The sequence below is a fragment of the Streptomyces sp. NPDC058157 genome (assembly GCF_042884105.1).
Taxonomy (GTDB): Bacteria; Actinomycetota; Actinomycetes; order Streptomycetales; family Streptomycetaceae; genus Streptomyces.
The window spans coordinates 21,915-37,600 of record NZ_JBHVUQ010000021.1; the positions used below are offsets into that span (position 1 = coordinate 21,915).

Consider the following 15,686-nt stretch of genomic DNA (forward strand, 5'->3'; position numbering starts at 1 on the left):
CCGGACCCCGATAGGGTCTGAGGCAGTCGTCCGCGCTTGCGCCGGACGACCGCAGATCTGACGAGGAGGCCATTGCCGCAGAGGGAACCGCGAGGACCCACCGGCAATGGCCTTCTTCGTATGTGCACGAGGAGATCTCCATGAATCAGGGCGTGGACCCCCACACCGCATCCCACGACAAGAGCGACCACGAGCAGAAGGGTCGCCGCTTCATGCTGAAGCTGTCCGGCGAAGCCTTCTCCGGCGGCGGCGGGCTGGGTGTCGACCCTGACGTCGTGCACGCCATCGCCCGCGAGATCGCGGCCGTGGTCCGAGACGGCGCCGAGATCGCGGTCGTCATCGGCGGCGGCAACTTCTTCCGCGGCGCGGAGCTGCAGCAGCGCGGTATGGACCGGGCGCGGTCCGACTACATGGGCATGCTCGGCACCGTCATGAACTGCCTCGCCCTCCAGGACTTCCTGGAGAAGGAGGGCATCGACAGCCGCGTCCAGACCGCCATCACCATGGGCCAGGTCGCGGAGCCGTACATCCCGCTGCGCGCCGTGCGCCACCTGGAGAAGGGCCGCGTCGTCATCTTCGGCGCCGGTATGGGCATGCCGTACTTCTCCACCGACACCACGGCCGCCCAGCGCGCCCTGGAGATCGACGCCGAGGCCCTCCTCATGGGCAAGAACGGCGTCGACGGGGTCTACGACTCCGACCCGAAGACCAACCCGGACGCGGTGAAGTTCGACGCGCTGGAGTACAACGAGGTGCTGTCCCGGGACCTCAAGGTCGCCGACGCCACGGCCATCACGCTGTGCCGCGACAACCAGCTCCCGATCCTGGTCTTCGAACTGCTCGCCGAAGGCAATATCGCCCGCGCCGTCAAGGGTGAGAAGATCGGCACGCTCGTGAGCGACCAGGGCACCCGGGCCTGAGCCCGTCGCACCGGGCCCTCCGGGGCCCGGTCCGGGCGGCCCGTCCCGCCCCGCCCCGCCTGAACCATCCATATCTGACATGCAGGAGCACGTGGTGATCGAAGAAATCCTCCTCGAGGCCGAGGAGAAGATGGAGAAGGCCGTCGTCGTCGCCAAGGAAGACTTCGCGGCGATTCGCACGGGCCGTGCGCACCCGGCGATGTTCAACAAGATCGTGGCGGACTACTACGGTGCCATCACGCCCATCAACCAGCTGGCCTCCTTCGCGGTGCCCGAGCCGCGCATGGCGATCGTGACCCCGTTCGACGCCTCCGCGCTGCGCAACATCGAGCAGGCGATCCGCGACTCCGACCTGGGCGTCAACCCGAGCAACGACGGCCGCATCATCCGGGTGACCTTCCCGGAGCTGACGCAGGACCGCCGCAAGGAGTTCATCAAGGTCGCCAAGACCAAGGCCGAGGACTCCCGCGTCTCCATCCGCTCCGTGCGCCGCAAGGCCAAGGACGCCCTCGACAAGCTGGTCAAGGACAAGGAGGCCGGCGAGGACGAGGTGCGCCGCGCCGAGAAGGAGCTCGACGACACCACCGCGAAGTACGTCGCGCAGGTGGACGAGCTGCTCAAGCACAAGGAAGCCGAGCTCCTCGAGGTCTGATGAACGACTCTCCCTGGGCCGCTGAGCCGGTACCGGCGGGTCCCGCATACGATGCGCTGGTGGGCCCGCAGACTGCGCCCATGCCCATCGTGCCCGATGCCGCCGGCCGTGCGTTCGACGACCGGGAAGCACGCGATCGGGGGGCCGCCTTCGCCGGCGGCCCCCCGCTCCGTACCGAGATGCCGTTGCAGGAGCCCATGCCCAGCCCCCCGCCCCCGCCTCCGCAGGCACCGCAGGACGCCTCGCCCCCGCAGAAGAAGCGCGCGGGGCGGGACCTGAGGGCCGCCATAGGGGTCGGCGTCGGCCTCGGCGCGGTGATCTTCGCCTCGCTGTTCATCGTGAAGGCCGTCTTCGTCGGCGTGATCGTCGTCGCCGTCGTCGTCGGCCTGTGGGAGCTCACCTCCCGGCTCCAGGAGAAGAAGGGCATCAAGGCCCCGCTGGTCCCGCTCGCGGTCGGCGGCGCGGCGATGGTCATCGCCGGCTACGTCCGGGGGGCCGAGGGCGCCTGGGTCGCCATGGCCCTGACCGCGCTGGCGGTGCTCGTCTGGCGGATGACGGAACCGCCCGAGGACTACCTCAAGGACGTCACCGCGGGCGTCTTCGCGGCGTTCTACGTGCCCTTCCTGGCCACCTTCGTCGCGATGCTCCTCACGGCCGAGGACGGCCCGCAGCGGGTGGTGACCTTCCTGCTGCTGACCGTCGTCAGCGACACCGGGGCCTACGCCGTCGGCTGGCGCTTCGGCAAGCACAAGCTCGCCCCCCGCATCAGCCCCGGGAAGACCCGCGAGGGCCTCTTCGGCGCGGTCGCCTTCGCGATGGTGGCCGGCGCGCTGTGCATGGAGTTCCTCATCGACGGCGGCTCCTGGTGGCAGGGCCTGCTGCTGGGCCTGGCCGTCGCGGTCAGCGCCACCCTGGGCGACCTCGGCGAGTCGATGATCAAGCGTGACCTGGGCATCAAGGACATGGGCACGCTCCTCCCGGGCCACGGCGGCATCATGGACCGGCTGGACTCGCTCCTGCCGACCGCCCCGGTGGTCTGGCTGCTGCTGGCGGCCTTCGTCGGCACCGGCTGACGGGTCCGGGCCGGGTTATCCTGGAGGGCGCGCCGTGTTCGCACGGCGCGCCCTTTCCGTCAGGCGGCCCGGCCGCCGCGGACCGGCCCTGCACGCGCGGGGTGACCCCCACCCCGTCGTACCGAGGAGTACCGCATGGCCCCCCGTCCCGTTCCGGGTGAGCTCACCTTCGTCGCCCCGCGCGGCGCCAAGAAGCCTCCCCGGCACCTCGCCGACCTCACCCCGGCCGAGCGCCGCGAGGCGGTCGCCGCGATCGGCGAGAAGCCGTTCCGGGCCAAGCAGCTCTCCCAGCACTACTTCGCCCGCTACGCCCACGACCCGGCGGAGTGGACGGACATCCCCGCGGCCTCGCGCGAGAAGCTCCGGCAGGAGCTGCTCCCCGAGCTGATGAACGTCATCCGGCACATCAGCTGCGACGACGACACCACCCGCAAGACCCTGTGGAAGCTGCACGACGGCACCCTCGTGGAGTCCGTCCTGATGCGCTACCCCGACCGGGTCACCATGTGCATCTCCTCGCAGGCCGGCTGCGGCATGAACTGCCCGTTCTGCGCCACCGGCCAGGCCGGCCTGGACCGCAACCTCTCCACCGCCGAGATCGTGCACCAGATCGTCGACGGCATGCGCGCCCTGCGCGACGGCGAGGTCCCCGGCGGCCCGGCCCGTCTGTCCAACATCGTCTTCATGGGCATGGGCGAGCCGCTCGCGAACTACAACCGCGTCGTCGGCGCCATCCGCCGCCTCACCGACCCCGAGCCCGACGGCCTGGGCCTGTCGCAGCGCGGTATCACCGTCTCCACCGTCGGCCTGGTCCCGGCGATGCTGCGGTTCGCCGACGAGGGCTTCAAGTGCCGCCTCGCCGTCTCCCTGCACGCCCCAGACGACGAGCTGCGCGACACCCTCGTCCCCGTGAACACCCGCTGGAAGGTCCGCGAGGTCCTCGACGCGGCCTGGGAGTACGCCGAGAAGTCCGGCCGCCGGATCTCCATCGAGTACGCCCTGATCCGCGACATCAACGACCAGGCCTGGCGCGGCGACCTCCTCGGCCGCCTGCTCAAGGGCAAGCGGGTGCACGTCAACCTGATCCCGCTGAACCCGACGCCCGGCTCGAAGTGGACCGCCTCGCGCCCCGAGGACGAGAAGGCCTTCGTCGACGCGATCGCCCGCCACGGCGTGCCCGTGACCGTACGGGACACCCGGGGCCAGGAGATCGACGGAGCGTGCGGACAGCTCGCCGCGAGCGAGCGGTAGGCTGGCCCGCGTACATCTGCATATTCCGACAGGGGAGCGCCACAGCGCTGAGAGTGCGGCACACGTTTTTCGATCAAGCACCGTGGCCGCAGACCCTCTGAACCTCGCCCAGGTCATTCTGGGTAGGAAGTTCGGTCACCACCTCAAGCTGTTGCGCCCTGCCCGGGCGCCCCGCTCCACCGGAGCGCCCGGGCAGGGCCGCGTCTTCTCCTGGTCACACCCAGGAGGAATCAACCGTGAGCACCACCAAGAAGATCGCGGGCGCGGCGCTGGCCGCGGCCCTCGGCGTCACCACGCTGACCGCGTGCGGCGGCGGCAGCAAGGACGAGGGCGGGGCCGCCGCCAGCGGCTCGCCGAAGTCCAAGACCGTCACCCTGGTCTCCCACGACTCCTTCAACGTGACCGACTCGGTCCTCAAGGAGTTCGAGCAGCAGAGCGGCTACACCGTCAAGGTCCTGAAGTCCGGGGACGCCGGCGCCGCCCTCAACCAGGAGATCCTCACCAAGGGCTCCCCGCGCGGCGACGTCTTCTTCGGTGTCGACAACACGCTCCTCTCGCGCGCCCTCGACAACGGGATCTTCACCCCGTACGAGGCCAAGGGCCTGGCGGAGGTCAAGCCCGAGTTCGTCCTCGACAAGCAGCACCGCGTCACCCCGGTCGACTCCGGCGACATCTGCGTCAACTACGACAAGGCCTACTTCGCCGACAAGAAGATCGCCCCGCCGCAGACGCTGGACGACCTGGTCAAGCCCGAGTACAAGAACCTGCTGGTCACCGAGAACGCCGCGACCTCCTCGCCCGGCCTCGGCTTCCTCCTCGCCTCCGTCGGCAAGTACGGCGAGGACGGCTGGAAGGACTACTGGAGCAAGCTCAAGGCCAACGGCGTCGAGGTCGTCGACGGCTGGGAGCAGGCCTACAACGAGCGCTTCTCCGGCTCCGCCGGCGGCAAGAAGGCCAAGGGCGACCGCCCGCTGGTCGTCTCCTACGCCTCCAGCCCGCCGGTCGAGGTCCTCTACGGCGAGCCCCAGCCGGCCGAGGCCCCCACGGGCGTGGCCACCGGCACCTGCTTCCGCCAGGTCGAGTTCGCGGGCCTGCTGAAGGGCGCGAAGAACGAGGAGGGCGGCAAGGCCCTGATCGACTTCCTGATCGGCAAGAAGTTCCAGGAGGACATGCCGCTCCAGATGTTCGTGAACCCGGTGGTCAAGGACGCGAAGCTGCCGGAGGTGTTCACCAAGCACGGCGTGGTCGTCGAGAAGCCGGAGAACGTGGCCCCCGAGGCCATCGCCAAGAACCGTGATCAGTGGGTCAAGGCATGGTCCTCGATCGTCGTGAAGTAGTACGCGACGGCTCCCCGGAGGAGGGCGGGCGGGCGACCGCCGTCAGGCTGGCCCTGATGGCCGTGCCGCTCGCCTTCTTCGGGCTGTTCTTCGCCTGGCCCGTCGCCGCCATCGTCGGCCGCGGGTTCAGGACCGGGGAGGGCTGGCGGTTCGGCCGGATCGGCGAGGTCCTCGCCCAGCCGGACATCGCCGGCGTGCTCTGGTTCACCACCTGGCAGGCGCTCGCCTCGACGGTGCTCACCCTCCTCGTCGCGCTGCCCGGCGCGTACGTGTTCGCGCGCTTCTCCTTCCCCGGCAAGCAGCTGCTGCGCGCCCTGGTCACCGTCCCGTTCGTGCTGCCGACCGTGGTCGTCGGCACGGCCTTCCTGGCCCTCGTCGGCCGGAACGGGCTGCTGGACGAGGTGTGGGGCGTCCGGCTGGACACCACCGTGTGGGCGATCCTGCTCGCCCACGTCTTCTTCAACTACGCCGTCGTCGTCCGCACGGTCGGCGGGCTGTGGGCCCAGCTGGATCCGCGTCAGGAGGAGGCCGCCCGGGTGCTGGGCGCCGGGCGGTTCGCGGCCTGGCGGCGGGTGACCCTGCCCGCGCTGGCCCCGGCGGTGGCGGCGGCCGCGCTGATGGTGTTCCTGTTCACGTTCAGCTCCTTCGGCGTCGTGCAGATCCTCGGCGGGCCCTCGTACGCCACGCTGGAGGTCGAGGTCTACCGGCAGACGGCGCAGCTGCTGGACCTGCCGACGGCCGCGGTGCTGACGCTGGTCCAGTTCGCCGCCGTCGGGGTGATCCTCGGGGTGCACGCCTGGACCGTGCGCCGGCGGGAGACCGCGCTGCGGCTGGTCGACCCCGCGCGGACCGCGCACCCGCCGCGCGGCTGGGCGCAGCGCGGGCTGCTGGCCGGGGTGCTGCTGACGGTGGCGCTGCTGATCGTGGCCCCGCTCGCGGTGCTGGTGGAGCGGTCGCTGGACGCGCCCGGCGGGTACGGGTTCGGGTTCTACCGGGCGCTCCAGGAGGCCGGCGCGGGCGGCGGAACGTTTCTGGTGCCGCCGCTGGAGGCCATCTGGAACTCCCTCCAGTACGCGCTCGCCGCCACCGGGATCGCCCTGGCGGTCGGCGGGCTCGCGGCGGCGGCGCTGGCCCGGCGGGCGGGCCGTTTCGTGCGGGGCTTCGACGCGCTGCTGATGCTGCCGCTGGGGGTGTCCGCCGTGACGGTGGGCTTCGGGTTCCTGATCACCCTGGACCGGCCGCCGCTGGACCTGCGGACCTCCTGGATCCTGGTGCCGCTGGCCCAGGCGCTGGTCGGCGTGCCGTTCGTGGTGCGGACGATGCTGCCGGTGCTGCGGGCCGTCGACGGGCGGCTGCGGGAGGCCGCGGCCGTGCTGGGGGCGTCGCCCCTGCGGGTGTGGCGGGAGGTGGACCTGCCTCTGGTGCGGCGGGCGGTGCTGATCGCGGCGGGCTTCGCCTTCGCGGTCTCGCTGGGCGAGTTCGGGGCGACGGTGTTCATCGCCCGGCCGGACCACCCGACGCTGCCGGTGGCCGTAGCCCGGCTGCTGGGGCGGGCCGGTGAGATGAACTACGGGCAGGCGATGGCCCTGAGCACGATTCTGATGCTGGTGTGCGCGGTGTCCCTGCTGGTGCTGGAGCGACTGCGACCCGACAAGACCTCGGGAGAGTTCTGATGACCCTGCTCCGGCTCGAAGGGGTGACGGTGCGCTTCGGCGACCGGGCGGTCGTGGACGCGGTGGACCTGGAGGTCGCCGAGCACGAGACCGTCTGCGTGCTGGGGCCGAGCGGCAGCGGCAAGTCCACCCTGCTGCGGGTGGTGGCCGGGCTCCAGCCGCCCTCCGCCGGGCGGGTGCTGCTCGGCGGCGCCGACCAGGCCGGGGTGCCCGTGCACCGGCGCGGGGTGGGCCTGATGTTCCAGGACCACCAGCTGTTCCCGCACCGGGACGTCGGCGGGAACGTGGCCTTCGGCCTGCGCGTCCGGGGCTCCGCGAAGGCGGAGTACGCGGAGCGGGTCGCCCGGCTCCTGGACCTGGTCGGGCTCCCCGGGGCCCAGGGCCGGGCCGTGGCCTCGCTGTCGGGCGGTGAGCAGCAGCGGGTCGCCCTGGCCCGGGCGCTGGCCCCCTCGCCCCGGCTGCTGATGCTGGACGAGCCGCTCGGCCAGCTGGACCGGGGGCTGCGCGAGCGGCTGGTGGTCGAGCTCCAGGGGCTGTTCTCGCGGCTGGGCACCACCGTGCTGGCGGTCACCCACGACCAGGGCGAGGCCTTCGCGCTGGCCGACCGGGTGGTGGTGATGCGGGACGGGCGGATCGCTCAGGCGGGGACCCCGCTGGAGGTGTGGCAGCGGCCGGCGTCGGAGTTCGTGGCCCGGTTCCTCGGCTTCGAGAACGTGGTCCCGGCCACCGTCAGCGGGGGCGCGGCCGCCACCCCGTGGGGGAAGGTCCCCGTGCCGGAGGGCTCCGCCCAGGGTGAGCAGCGGCTGCTGGTGCGGCCGGCCGGGGTGGTGCCGTGCGCGGCCGGGCTGGACTGCGTGGTGGAGTCCCGTACCTTCCGCGGGACGCACGTGGCCCTGCTGCTGCGGCCCGCGCAGGGGCCCGTGCTGGAGGCGGAGTGCGATCTGGCCGCCGCGCCGGCCGTGGGGGACCGGATCGCGGTGGCCTTCACGCCCTCCGAGGTGGTCGTCCTCCCGGCGGCCTGAGCCGCTGCTTCCGGGCCGGGCCGGGCCGGGCCGCCGGGAGGCCGGGGTCAGGCCGCCCGGATGCCGTCGACGGCGATCGGCAGGTGGCGCGGGCCGCGCAGGACCGCGTTCTGCCGGTAGGGCGGCGGGTCCTCCAGCAGCCGCGGGTTCTCCAGCCTGCGGGCCAGCTCGCGCAGGGCCAGTGCCGCCTCCAGCCGGGCCAGCGGTGCCCCGAAGCAGCTGTGGATGCCGCTGCCCAGGCCCAGGTGCTGGACGTCCGGGCGGTCCGGGTCGAAGCGGTCCGGGTCCTGGAACCGCTTCGGGTCGCGGTTGCCGGAGGCCAGGATCAGCCACAGCGAGGAGCCCTTGGGCACGGTCACCCCGGCGATGTCGACGTCCGTGAGGGTGCTGCGCTGCGGGAGCAGCTGCACCGGCGGTTCGAAGCGCAGCAGCTCCTCCACCATCGGTACCGCCACGTCCGGCTCGGTGCGCAGCCGCTCCAGGTGCTGCGGGTTGCGCAGCAGGGTGAGCATGCCGTTCGTGATCAGGTTGACGGTGGTCTCGTGCCCGGCGATCAGCAGCAGCGCCGCCGTGCTCAGCACCTCCATCGTGCTCATCGTGCCGTCCGGCCCCTGCCCCGTGGCCAGCTCCGAGAGCATGTCCCCGGTCGGGTTCTTGCGCCGCTCCTCGATCAGCCCGGCCAGGTACATGCCGAGCTCCATCCGGGCGCCCTCGGTCTTCTTGGCGCGCTCGGCGGGATCGGCGTCCGGATCGGGGTCCAGGCTCGCCGCCAGGGTGTCGGCCCAGACGTGGAAGCGGGCCTCGTCCTCGGGCGGCACGCCCAGCAGCCGGCAGATGACGGTCACCGGGAAGGGGTACGAGAACTCCTCGACCAGGTCGATCCGGTTCGGGTCGCCCTTCGCGGCGACGGTGTCGATCAGCCCGGTGACGATGCCGTCGAGCTCTCCGCGCATCTGCTCGACCCGGCGCGGGGAGTGCGGCGGTCCGAAGGGCCGGTTGGTCATCCGGCGCAGCCGGTCGTGGTCGGGCGGGTCCAGCTTCAGGAAGGACGGGGGCAGGACCTCGCCCTCGCCCTCCTCGGCCTGGTTCAGGGGGTCCCCGGCCGTCGAGGTCAGGTTGCGGGCGTCGGAGCTGATGCGCGGGTCGTGCAGCAGGCCCTTGATCTCGTGGTAGGTGCTGACGACGTAGGGGCCTTCCCCGTCGTGGAACACCGGGGTCTTGCGGAGCTCCTCGTACAGCGGGTACGGGTTGGCACGGCTGGAGTAGTCGAGGATCTGCCGCAGGATGCCTTGGGTCATGAGAGGTCCTCGTGCTCAGTTGTGCGCCGGAGTGAAGGTCATCCGCCGGTCGGCCGGCGAGTAGCCGCTCAGGGTGATCGTCGGCCCGTGCGTGGGCACCGACGGGTCGGGGAAGTCCGCGTCCAGCGGCCGCTCCCCCTCGGGCCTGCGGTCCACCGTCGGGTAGGGCGGCGGGAACGGCGCGGTCTGCTCGATCTGCTGCTCGTAGAAGTCCAGCCAGCGGCACTGGTCGAAGGTGACGGCCCCGATCACGCGGCCCTGGTACCCGTACACGCCGACGAAACGGCGCTCGGCGCGCGAACCCTGGGTGATCACGATCTCGGTGCCCATCGAGGGGACCCCGACCGACTTGATGTTGACGCCGAACTGGGAGGACCAGAACGCCGGGACCCACAGGTGCGGGCGGCGGTCGGCACTGCGGCTGAGCATGTTGTGCGCGGCCGTCTCCGCCTGGGCCACGGCGTTGCCCCAGTGCTCCAGCGACAGGAACTGGTAGCCGAACAGGGCGTGCGGGGAGCGGGCGACGTCGCCGGCGACGTAGATGTCGTCGGTGACGATGCCCCAGATGTCGAAGGCCCGGCAGCCCGCGTCACAGGCGATGCCGCGCGGGCCCGCGCCCAGTCCGGACCCGGTCAGCCATTCGGTGTTGCGCTGCGCGCCGAGCGAGACGACCACGACCTCGGCCTCCAGCGTGGTGCCGTCGGAGAGGTGCGCGGCGCGGACCCGGCCGGAGGAGTCGCCCTCCAGGCTGGTCACCATGATCCCGGTGCGCAGGTCGACGCCGTTCTCGCGGTGCATCTCGGCCGCGACCGCCCCGATCACCCCGCCGAGCGCTCCGACCAGCGGCGCGTCGGCGCGTTCGGCCACGGTGACGGCCAGACCGCGCTCCCGGCACGCGGAGGCGATCTCGGAGCCCGTGAACCCGGCCCCGATCACCAGCACCCGGCCGGGGCCGGCCGCGAGGGCGCGTTCCAGGGCGGCCGCGTCGCCGCGGGTGCGCAGGACGAAGACCCCGTCGAGGGCGCCCTCGTCCGGGTTGGGCCACGGCCGGGCGCGCACCCCGGTGGCGATCAGCAGGCGGTCGTACTCCACCTCGTCCCCGTCGGCCAGCCGGACCCGGCGGGCCGCCATGTCCAGGCCGGCGGCCGGCACCCCGAGGCGCCACTTCGCGTCGATGTCCCGGCGCCGGGGCAGGGCGGTCCCGTCGGCGGTGGCCATGCCCAGCAGCACCTGCTTGGACAGGGGCGGGCGGTCGTACGGCTCGTAGGGCTCGTCGCCGATCATCGTCAGCTCGCCGGCGAAGCCCTTCTCGCGCATGGTCTCGGCGGCCCGCAGGCCGGCCAGGGAAGCGCCCACGACGACGATGCGGCCCTCGCGCTTGAGCCGCTCCAGGGCTCCGTCACCGTTCACCGCCGGCCTCCGGGGTCTGGAGGGAGCCGTTCATCGCGTCCAGGAGGATGGCCCGGACCGGGCAGGCGTGGGCGGCGCGCACGACGTTGTCGTGCTGGTCATCGGGGGCCTGCGGGTTGTAGAGCAGCGACTCGTCGCCGTGCATGGCGAAGACGTCGGGTGCGAGGAACGCGCACTGCGCGTACCCCTGACAGCGGTTCAGGTCGACGACGAGCCTCATGAGGCATCAGCCTTTCCGTGCCCTGATGACCCCCGCAGCCCCCGAGGCCCCCCGGCCACCCCTCCAGCATGCGCGCGCGGGCCGCCGCTCGCCTGCCGGGCGCAAGGGCCGGTGAAGCCGCAGGTCAGGGGGTGCGGCGCAGGCGGGAGCGGAGGATGTGGAGGCTGACGACGAGGACCCAGAAGGGGAAGACCAGCTCGATCCAGGGCGCCTGGGACCCCAGCACCAGCAGGACCAGGCCGGTCGCGAGGCCCAGCAGGGTCAGCGGGCGGGGGAAGACGCCGAGCCGGCGGCCGATGGCGGAGGTCGAGAACGCGAACACGGCCGCCACGCGCATCGCGTACGAGGTGAGCACGGTGTATGCGAAGGGCCGGCCGAAGCCGGAGGGCGGGACGGCCTCGTCGAGCACGGTGCCCGCTGCCGCGGCGGCCACGAAGAGGGTGGCGACGAAGATGAAGCCGCTGCCCAGGAACACCGTCGCGAAGAAACGGTCCTCCACCTCGCCCGAGTGCTCCCGCAGGGCCCCCATGAACCACAGGAAGAAGATCCCGGCGAACGGGACGATCTCCAGGGCCAGCCGCACGGCCCAGCGCTTGTCGGTGTCGACGGCGGCCTCGGCCGGGCTCCCCGAGGGGATGGCGGTGCGCATGAGCACGATCGCCGCCGCGAGCAGCACGGCGAAGACGACACCGGCCATGCCCGCGGCGCCGGGGGTGCGCAGCCGTGTGCTGGTGGGGGAGTCCATGCCCTCAGCAGGCCCCGGCCGCCGCGGCCGCGCCACCCCGGGGACCCGTCGGGGTGAACGCCCGGGGCGCCGGACCGGCCGGCCGGGTCAGCCCACCGGCTCCGGGACCGGCTCCTCGGCCGGGTCCGCCGCCCCGTCGTGGTTGCCGTACCAGGCCACGGCGACCGCTCCGGTCACCGCCAGCACGAAGCCGGCGACCGCCAGCCAGGCCAGCCCCGGCCGGGAGGCGTCGCCCAGCCACAGCACGCCGATCGCACCCGGGAGCACCGTCTCGCCGACCACCAGGGCGGCCGTGGCCCCGTTCACCGAGCCGATCTGCAGGGCGACGGTGTGCAGGTACATGCCGCCGACGCCCGCGACGAGGATGGCGTAGAGCGCGGGGTCGGTGAGCAGCGTGCCGAGGTCGAAGGGGTCGATCCCGTCCAGGATGCGCACCCCGACGCCCAGCGCGCCGAAGGCCAGGCCCGACAGCAGGCCCGCCAGGATCGCGGCCCGGGCGCCGAGGAACCGTACGGCCGCCGTGCCGCCGACGATGATCAGCAGGGTCACCGCCAGCAGCCACCAGTGCGTGGCCATCGGGGCGTGGTGGTCGCCCTCGTGGCCGGCGGCCGTCGCGAGCAGCACCAGCGCCGCGCAGACGACGCCGATGGAGGTCCACTCCTTGCGGGTCAGGCGGATGCCGAGCATCTTCACGCTCAGCACGGCGGTGATCACCAGGTTGGCGCTGATCACCGTCTGGGAGAGGAACAGGGGCAGCAGCCGGGCCGCCAGCGCGCCCAGTCCGAAACCGACGAAGTCCAGGATGGTGCCGACGATGAACTCCCAGGTCATCGCGGCCTTGGCGGTGGAGGTCAGGTTCGGGCCGCCGTGGGCGGTCACCCCGGCGGCGGCCGGCGACATCCGGGCGGCGCGGCGCGAGCCGACGGCTTGCAGGACGGAGCCCGTCCCGTAGCAGATGGACGCCGCGACAGCGGTCAGCAGGCCTATGAGCACAGAGGGCTCCGTTCAACGTCTGGCAGGTAAAGCGGTACCTCTGCCAGACGTCGGATCGGGCCGCGGAGTTGCCTCCGCAAGAGGGTTCGTTGACCTTTTCTTTGCCCGGCGGGGACCGGGCCCCGCTCAGGCCAGGGCCGCCAGCGCGTCCGGGACCTCGTCCACCGAGTCCACCAGCGCGATCCGCGACTCCATGGCGCGGCCCCGGGCCAGGGCCCGCAGCAGCGGCCAGACGGGCAGCTCCTCGGTCCAGTGGCGCCGGTCGACCAGGACCATGGGGGTGGGCCCGGCGGCGGAGGAGTAGTAGTTCGGCGTCGCGTTGTCGAACACCTCCTGCACCGTCCCGGCCGCGCCCGGCAGGAACACCACGCCCGCCGTGGAGCGGGCGAGCAGCCCGTCCTCGCGGGTGGCGTTGGAGAAGTACTTCGCGATCCGCCCGGCGAACGCGTTCGGCGGCTCGTGCCCGTAGAACCACGTCGGGATGCCCACCGAGTCGCCGCCCGCGGGCCAGCGCTCCCGTACGGCGAAGGCCGCGCGGGCCCAGTCGGAGACCGACGGGGTGAAGGAGGGCGCCTTCGCCAGGACCTCCAGCGCCTCGCCGAGCGCCCCGTCGGGGGCGGGGGCCAGGTAGGCGCCGAGGTTGGCGGCCTCCATCGCGCCCGGGCCGCCGCCCGTGGCCACCGTCAGCCCGCCGCGGGCCAGGCCCCGGCCGAGCTCGGCCGCGCCGCGGTAGCCGTCCGTGCCCCGGGCCATGGCGTGACCGCCCATCACGCCGACCACGCGAGCGCCCGCCAGGGCCTCGTCGAGGGCGTCGGAGACCGCGTCGTCGTGGAGGGAGCGCAGCATCGAGGAGAAGACGTCGCCGTCGGCCTTCGTCTCCTGGAACCAGGCGTACGCCAGGGCGTCCGGGGTGGACTCGTAGCCCTCTGCGAGCCCGGCGAAGAGTTCCTCCGCCGAGTAGAGCAGCCCCCGGTACGGGTCGAACGGCAGGTCCGGCACCGGCGGGAAGACCAGCGCGCCGTCCGCGCGGACCTTCACCGCCGCGTCGGGCTCCATGGCGCAGCCCAGGAACACGGCGGCCGAGGTGTCCGCGGACAGCAGGGCGAAGGTCCGCTGCAGCAGGTTGACCGACTGGATCCGGTACCCGCTCAGGGAGCCCCGGGCGACCACCCGGTCGAACTCGGCGAGCGTCTCGATCTCGATGTCTGCGTTGACCATTCGGCCCACCCTAAGGGCTGCCCCGCTCAGCGGGTCAGGGCCAGTGACGTCAGCTGCGCCACACCCCACACGAGCGGCACGCAGCCGGCGAGCAGCGCGGCGGCCCGCAGGCCGGCGGCCGTCCGCAGCACCGTGCCCGGGGTGCCCAGGTCGAGCAGGGCCGCCCGGGCCGCGCCGCGGGCCTGCCGGGACTCGACGGCGGCGGTGAGCAGGGAGGCGGCCGCGCACAGCGCCACGAGCGCGGCGGCCGGTCCGGTCAGCGGTCCCAGCGGGGACGGTGCCCCGGCCCCGGCCACGGCGGTCACGCCGGCCGCGCCGACGGCGCACAGCACCCCCAGCGGACGGCCCAGCCGGGAGGCCTCCTCCTGCAGGGTCCGCCCGGCGAGCAGCCGCAGCGCGCCGGGGCGGACGGCCTGCACCAGGGTGCCGCAGGCGTAGGCCAGGCCGGGGCCGGCCAGGGCGAGGCCGACCGCGATCAGGGCGCCGGCCGCCGGCACCGCGGGGCCGTCCGGGCGGGCGTACGCCAGCAGGCCGAGCCCGCACGCGGTGAGCGCCACCCCCCAGGGCACACCCGTCTGGGGGGCCAGCCCCGAGTGCGGCGGCCGGGGGCGCAGGGCGAGGGCCGTCGCGGCCGAGGCCGTCAGGGGGAGCAGGGCCAGCAGGGTGAGGGCGGCGGCCACCGGCAGGGGCCGGTCCGCGTGGAGCAGCCGGGCACCGGCCCCGTCGAAGGGCAGCCCGGCGAGTTCGCCGCGCAGGTGGAGGAAGACGGCGAGGGCGATGACGCCGCCCAGGGTGCAGGCGACGGCGGTGGAGACCGCCGCGGCCAGGGCCAGGCGTACGGGCCCCAGCCCGACGGCGTCGAGTCCCTCGCGGGGCCGGGTCGCCGGGTCGGTACGGGCCACGGCGACGGCCAGCTGGACGGTGGCGGCGAGCGGGACCAGCGCCCACAGCAGCCGCGGGAACGATCCGGCGGGCCGGGCCTGGGCGTCCGCGAGGACGTACAGCAGGAGGAGGCCGCTGCCGGCGCAGGCGGCGGCGACCAGCAGTCTGCGCAGCTGGACCAGGGGCCGGGAGCCGCGGGCTAGGCGGAGAGAGAGCACGCGGCCTGGTCCTCCGTGGTCCCGGGGGAGACGACGGCCGCGGCGTCGGCCGGGCGGCCGTCGATCAGGGCCAGGTTCCGGTCGGCGGCGGCCGCGGTCTCCTCGTCGTGGGTGGCGAGGACCACCGTGATCCCGTGCGAGCGGGCGGCCGTGGTGAGCGTGCGGAGCAGCTGCGCGCGCTCGGCGCGGTGCAGCGGGGCCGTGGGCTCGTCGGCGAACAGCACGGCGGGCTCGGCGGCCAGGGCGCGGGCGAGCGCGACCCGCTGGGACTCGGCCCGGTTCAGGGCCCCGGGACGCTTGCGGGCGAAGCCGCCGATGTCCAGGCGCTCCAGCCATTCGTGGGCGGCGGCCCGGGCGGCGCGGTGCGGTGCGCCGGTGAGCAGCAGGGGCAGGGCCGCGTTCTCCCACACCTTGAGCTCGGGCAGCAGCTGCGGCTCGGGCCCGATCCAGGCGAAGCGGGCGCGGAACAGCCGTTCGCGGGCCGCGGCGCCGAGGGTGTGGACGGCGGTCCCGTCGAAGCGGACCTCGCCCTGGTCGGGCACGAGCCGTCCGGCCAGGCAGCGCAGCAGGGTGGTCTTGCCGCTGCCGCGCGGGCCGGTCACGGCGAGGACCTCGCCCTGCCGGATGCCTGCGCCGACCCCGATCAGGCCGGGGGAGCCCATGTGGGAGTAGTGAAGGGACCGCGCCCAGAGGACGTCGTCGTCTGGCGGGGCACTGTCCGGTGGAGCCACCATGGCGTACACCTCCGTCCGGGGGAACGAAGCGGAGCCGCTT

15 protein-coding genes and 1 riboswitch are annotated in these 15,686 nt (G+C 73.4%); of the genes, 7 read left to right on the plus strand and 8 right to left on the minus strand.

Going from position 1 to position 15,686, the window contains the following annotated elements:
- Positions 1 to 140 precede the first annotated feature (140 nt).
- The 7 genes from pyrH to ACFVXK_RS07975 all read left to right on the plus strand — a co-directional run bounded on the left by pyrH (position 141) and on the right by ACFVXK_RS07975 (position 7,928).
- Entirely contained in the window at positions 141 to 920 is a 780-nt protein-coding gene (pyrH, locus tag ACFVXK_RS07945; protein WP_389610658.1) for a UMP kinase, read from the plus strand.
- A 94-nt stretch (positions 921 to 1,014) separates the two neighbouring features.
- Positions 1,015 to 1,572, plus strand: coding sequence for a ribosome recycling factor (gene frr, locus ACFVXK_RS07950; RefSeq protein ID WP_125599131.1), 558 nt, complete (start codon positions 1,015 to 1,017; stop codon positions 1,570 to 1,572).
- Positions 1,572 to 2,645, plus strand: a complete 1,074-nt coding sequence (locus tag ACFVXK_RS07955; protein WP_389610659.1) for a phosphatidate cytidylyltransferase — start codon at positions 1,572 to 1,574, stop codon at positions 2,643 to 2,645. Before frr ends, ACFVXK_RS07955 begins: the two co-directional genes overlap by 1 nt.
- A 135-nt stretch (positions 2,646 to 2,780) precedes the next feature.
- Positions 2,781 to 3,896 (plus strand): 23S rRNA (adenine(2503)-C(2))-methyltransferase RlmN, encoded by a 1,116-nt coding sequence (gene rlmN, locus ACFVXK_RS07960; protein ID WP_389610660.1) that lies wholly within the window; start codon positions 2,781 to 2,783, stop codon positions 3,894 to 3,896.
- A 20-nt stretch (positions 3,897 to 3,916) separates the two neighbouring features.
- Positions 3,917 to 4,043: riboswitch (TPP riboswitch) on the plus strand.
- Positions 4,044 to 4,132: 89 nt separating this feature from the next.
- Positions 4,133 to 5,233: a thiamine ABC transporter substrate binding subunit gene (locus tag ACFVXK_RS07965; RefSeq protein ID WP_389610661.1), complete on the plus strand. Its 1,101-nt coding sequence runs from the start codon at positions 4,133 to 4,135 to the stop codon at positions 5,231 to 5,233.
- On the plus strand, positions 5,209 to 6,906 hold the full coding sequence (locus tag ACFVXK_RS07970; protein WP_389610662.1) for an ABC transporter permease: 1,698 nt from the start codon (positions 5,209 to 5,211) through the stop codon (positions 6,904 to 6,906). Before ACFVXK_RS07965 ends, ACFVXK_RS07970 begins: the two co-directional genes overlap by 25 nt.
- Positions 6,906 to 7,928, plus strand: a complete 1,023-nt coding sequence (locus ACFVXK_RS07975; protein ID WP_389610663.1) for an ABC transporter ATP-binding protein — start codon at positions 6,906 to 6,908, stop codon at positions 7,926 to 7,928. The genes ACFVXK_RS07970 and ACFVXK_RS07975 overlap by 1 nt, the downstream gene beginning before the upstream one ends.
- 47 nt (positions 7,929 to 7,975) lie before the next feature.
- On the opposite strand, the gene ACFVXK_RS07980 is transcribed toward ACFVXK_RS07975, so the two are convergent.
- The 8 genes from ACFVXK_RS07980 to ACFVXK_RS08015 all read right to left on the minus strand — a co-directional run bounded on the left by ACFVXK_RS07980 (position 7,976) and on the right by ACFVXK_RS08015 (position 15,646).
- On the minus strand, positions 7,976 to 9,226 hold the full coding sequence (locus ACFVXK_RS07980) for a cytochrome P450 (protein WP_389610664.1): 1,251 nt from the start codon (positions 9,224 to 9,226) through the stop codon (positions 7,976 to 7,978).
- 15 nt (positions 9,227 to 9,241) lie between these two features.
- Positions 9,242 to 10,636: an NAD(P)/FAD-dependent oxidoreductase gene (locus tag ACFVXK_RS07985; protein WP_389610665.1), complete on the minus strand. Its 1,395-nt coding sequence runs from the start codon at positions 10,634 to 10,636 to the stop codon at positions 9,242 to 9,244.
- Positions 10,626 to 10,856 carry a ferredoxin gene (locus ACFVXK_RS07990; protein WP_389610666.1) on the minus strand — a complete coding sequence of 77 codons (231 nt, stop codon included), beginning with the start codon at positions 10,854 to 10,856 and terminating at the stop codon, positions 10,626 to 10,628. The genes ACFVXK_RS07985 and ACFVXK_RS07990 overlap by 11 nt, the downstream gene beginning before the upstream one ends.
- A gap of 124 nt (positions 10,857 to 10,980) precedes the next feature.
- A complete protein-coding gene (locus ACFVXK_RS07995) occupies positions 10,981 to 11,601 on the minus strand; it encodes a hypothetical protein (protein WP_389610667.1) in 621 nt (206 codons plus the stop codon).
- Positions 11,602 to 11,688: 87 nt separating this feature from the next.
- The gene (locus ACFVXK_RS08000; RefSeq protein WP_389610668.1) at positions 11,689 to 12,594 is read right to left on the minus strand and encodes a hypothetical protein; all 906 of its coding nucleotides are present in this window, start codon (positions 12,592 to 12,594) and stop codon (positions 11,689 to 11,691) included.
- A gap of 126 nt (positions 12,595 to 12,720) precedes the next feature.
- Positions 12,721 to 13,812 carry an LOG family protein gene (locus ACFVXK_RS08005; protein WP_389610669.1) on the minus strand — a complete coding sequence of 364 codons (1,092 nt, stop codon included), beginning with the start codon at positions 13,810 to 13,812 and terminating at the stop codon, positions 12,721 to 12,723.
- 26 nt (positions 13,813 to 13,838) lie between these two features.
- Entirely contained in the window at positions 13,839 to 14,912 is a 1,074-nt protein-coding gene (locus ACFVXK_RS08010; RefSeq protein ID WP_389610670.1) for a hypothetical protein, read from the minus strand.
- Entirely contained in the window at positions 14,894 to 15,646 is a 753-nt protein-coding gene (locus ACFVXK_RS08015; RefSeq protein WP_389610671.1) for an ABC transporter ATP-binding protein, read from the minus strand. Before ACFVXK_RS08015 ends, ACFVXK_RS08010 begins: the two co-directional genes overlap by 19 nt.
- Positions 15,647 to 15,686 lie beyond the last annotated feature (40 nt).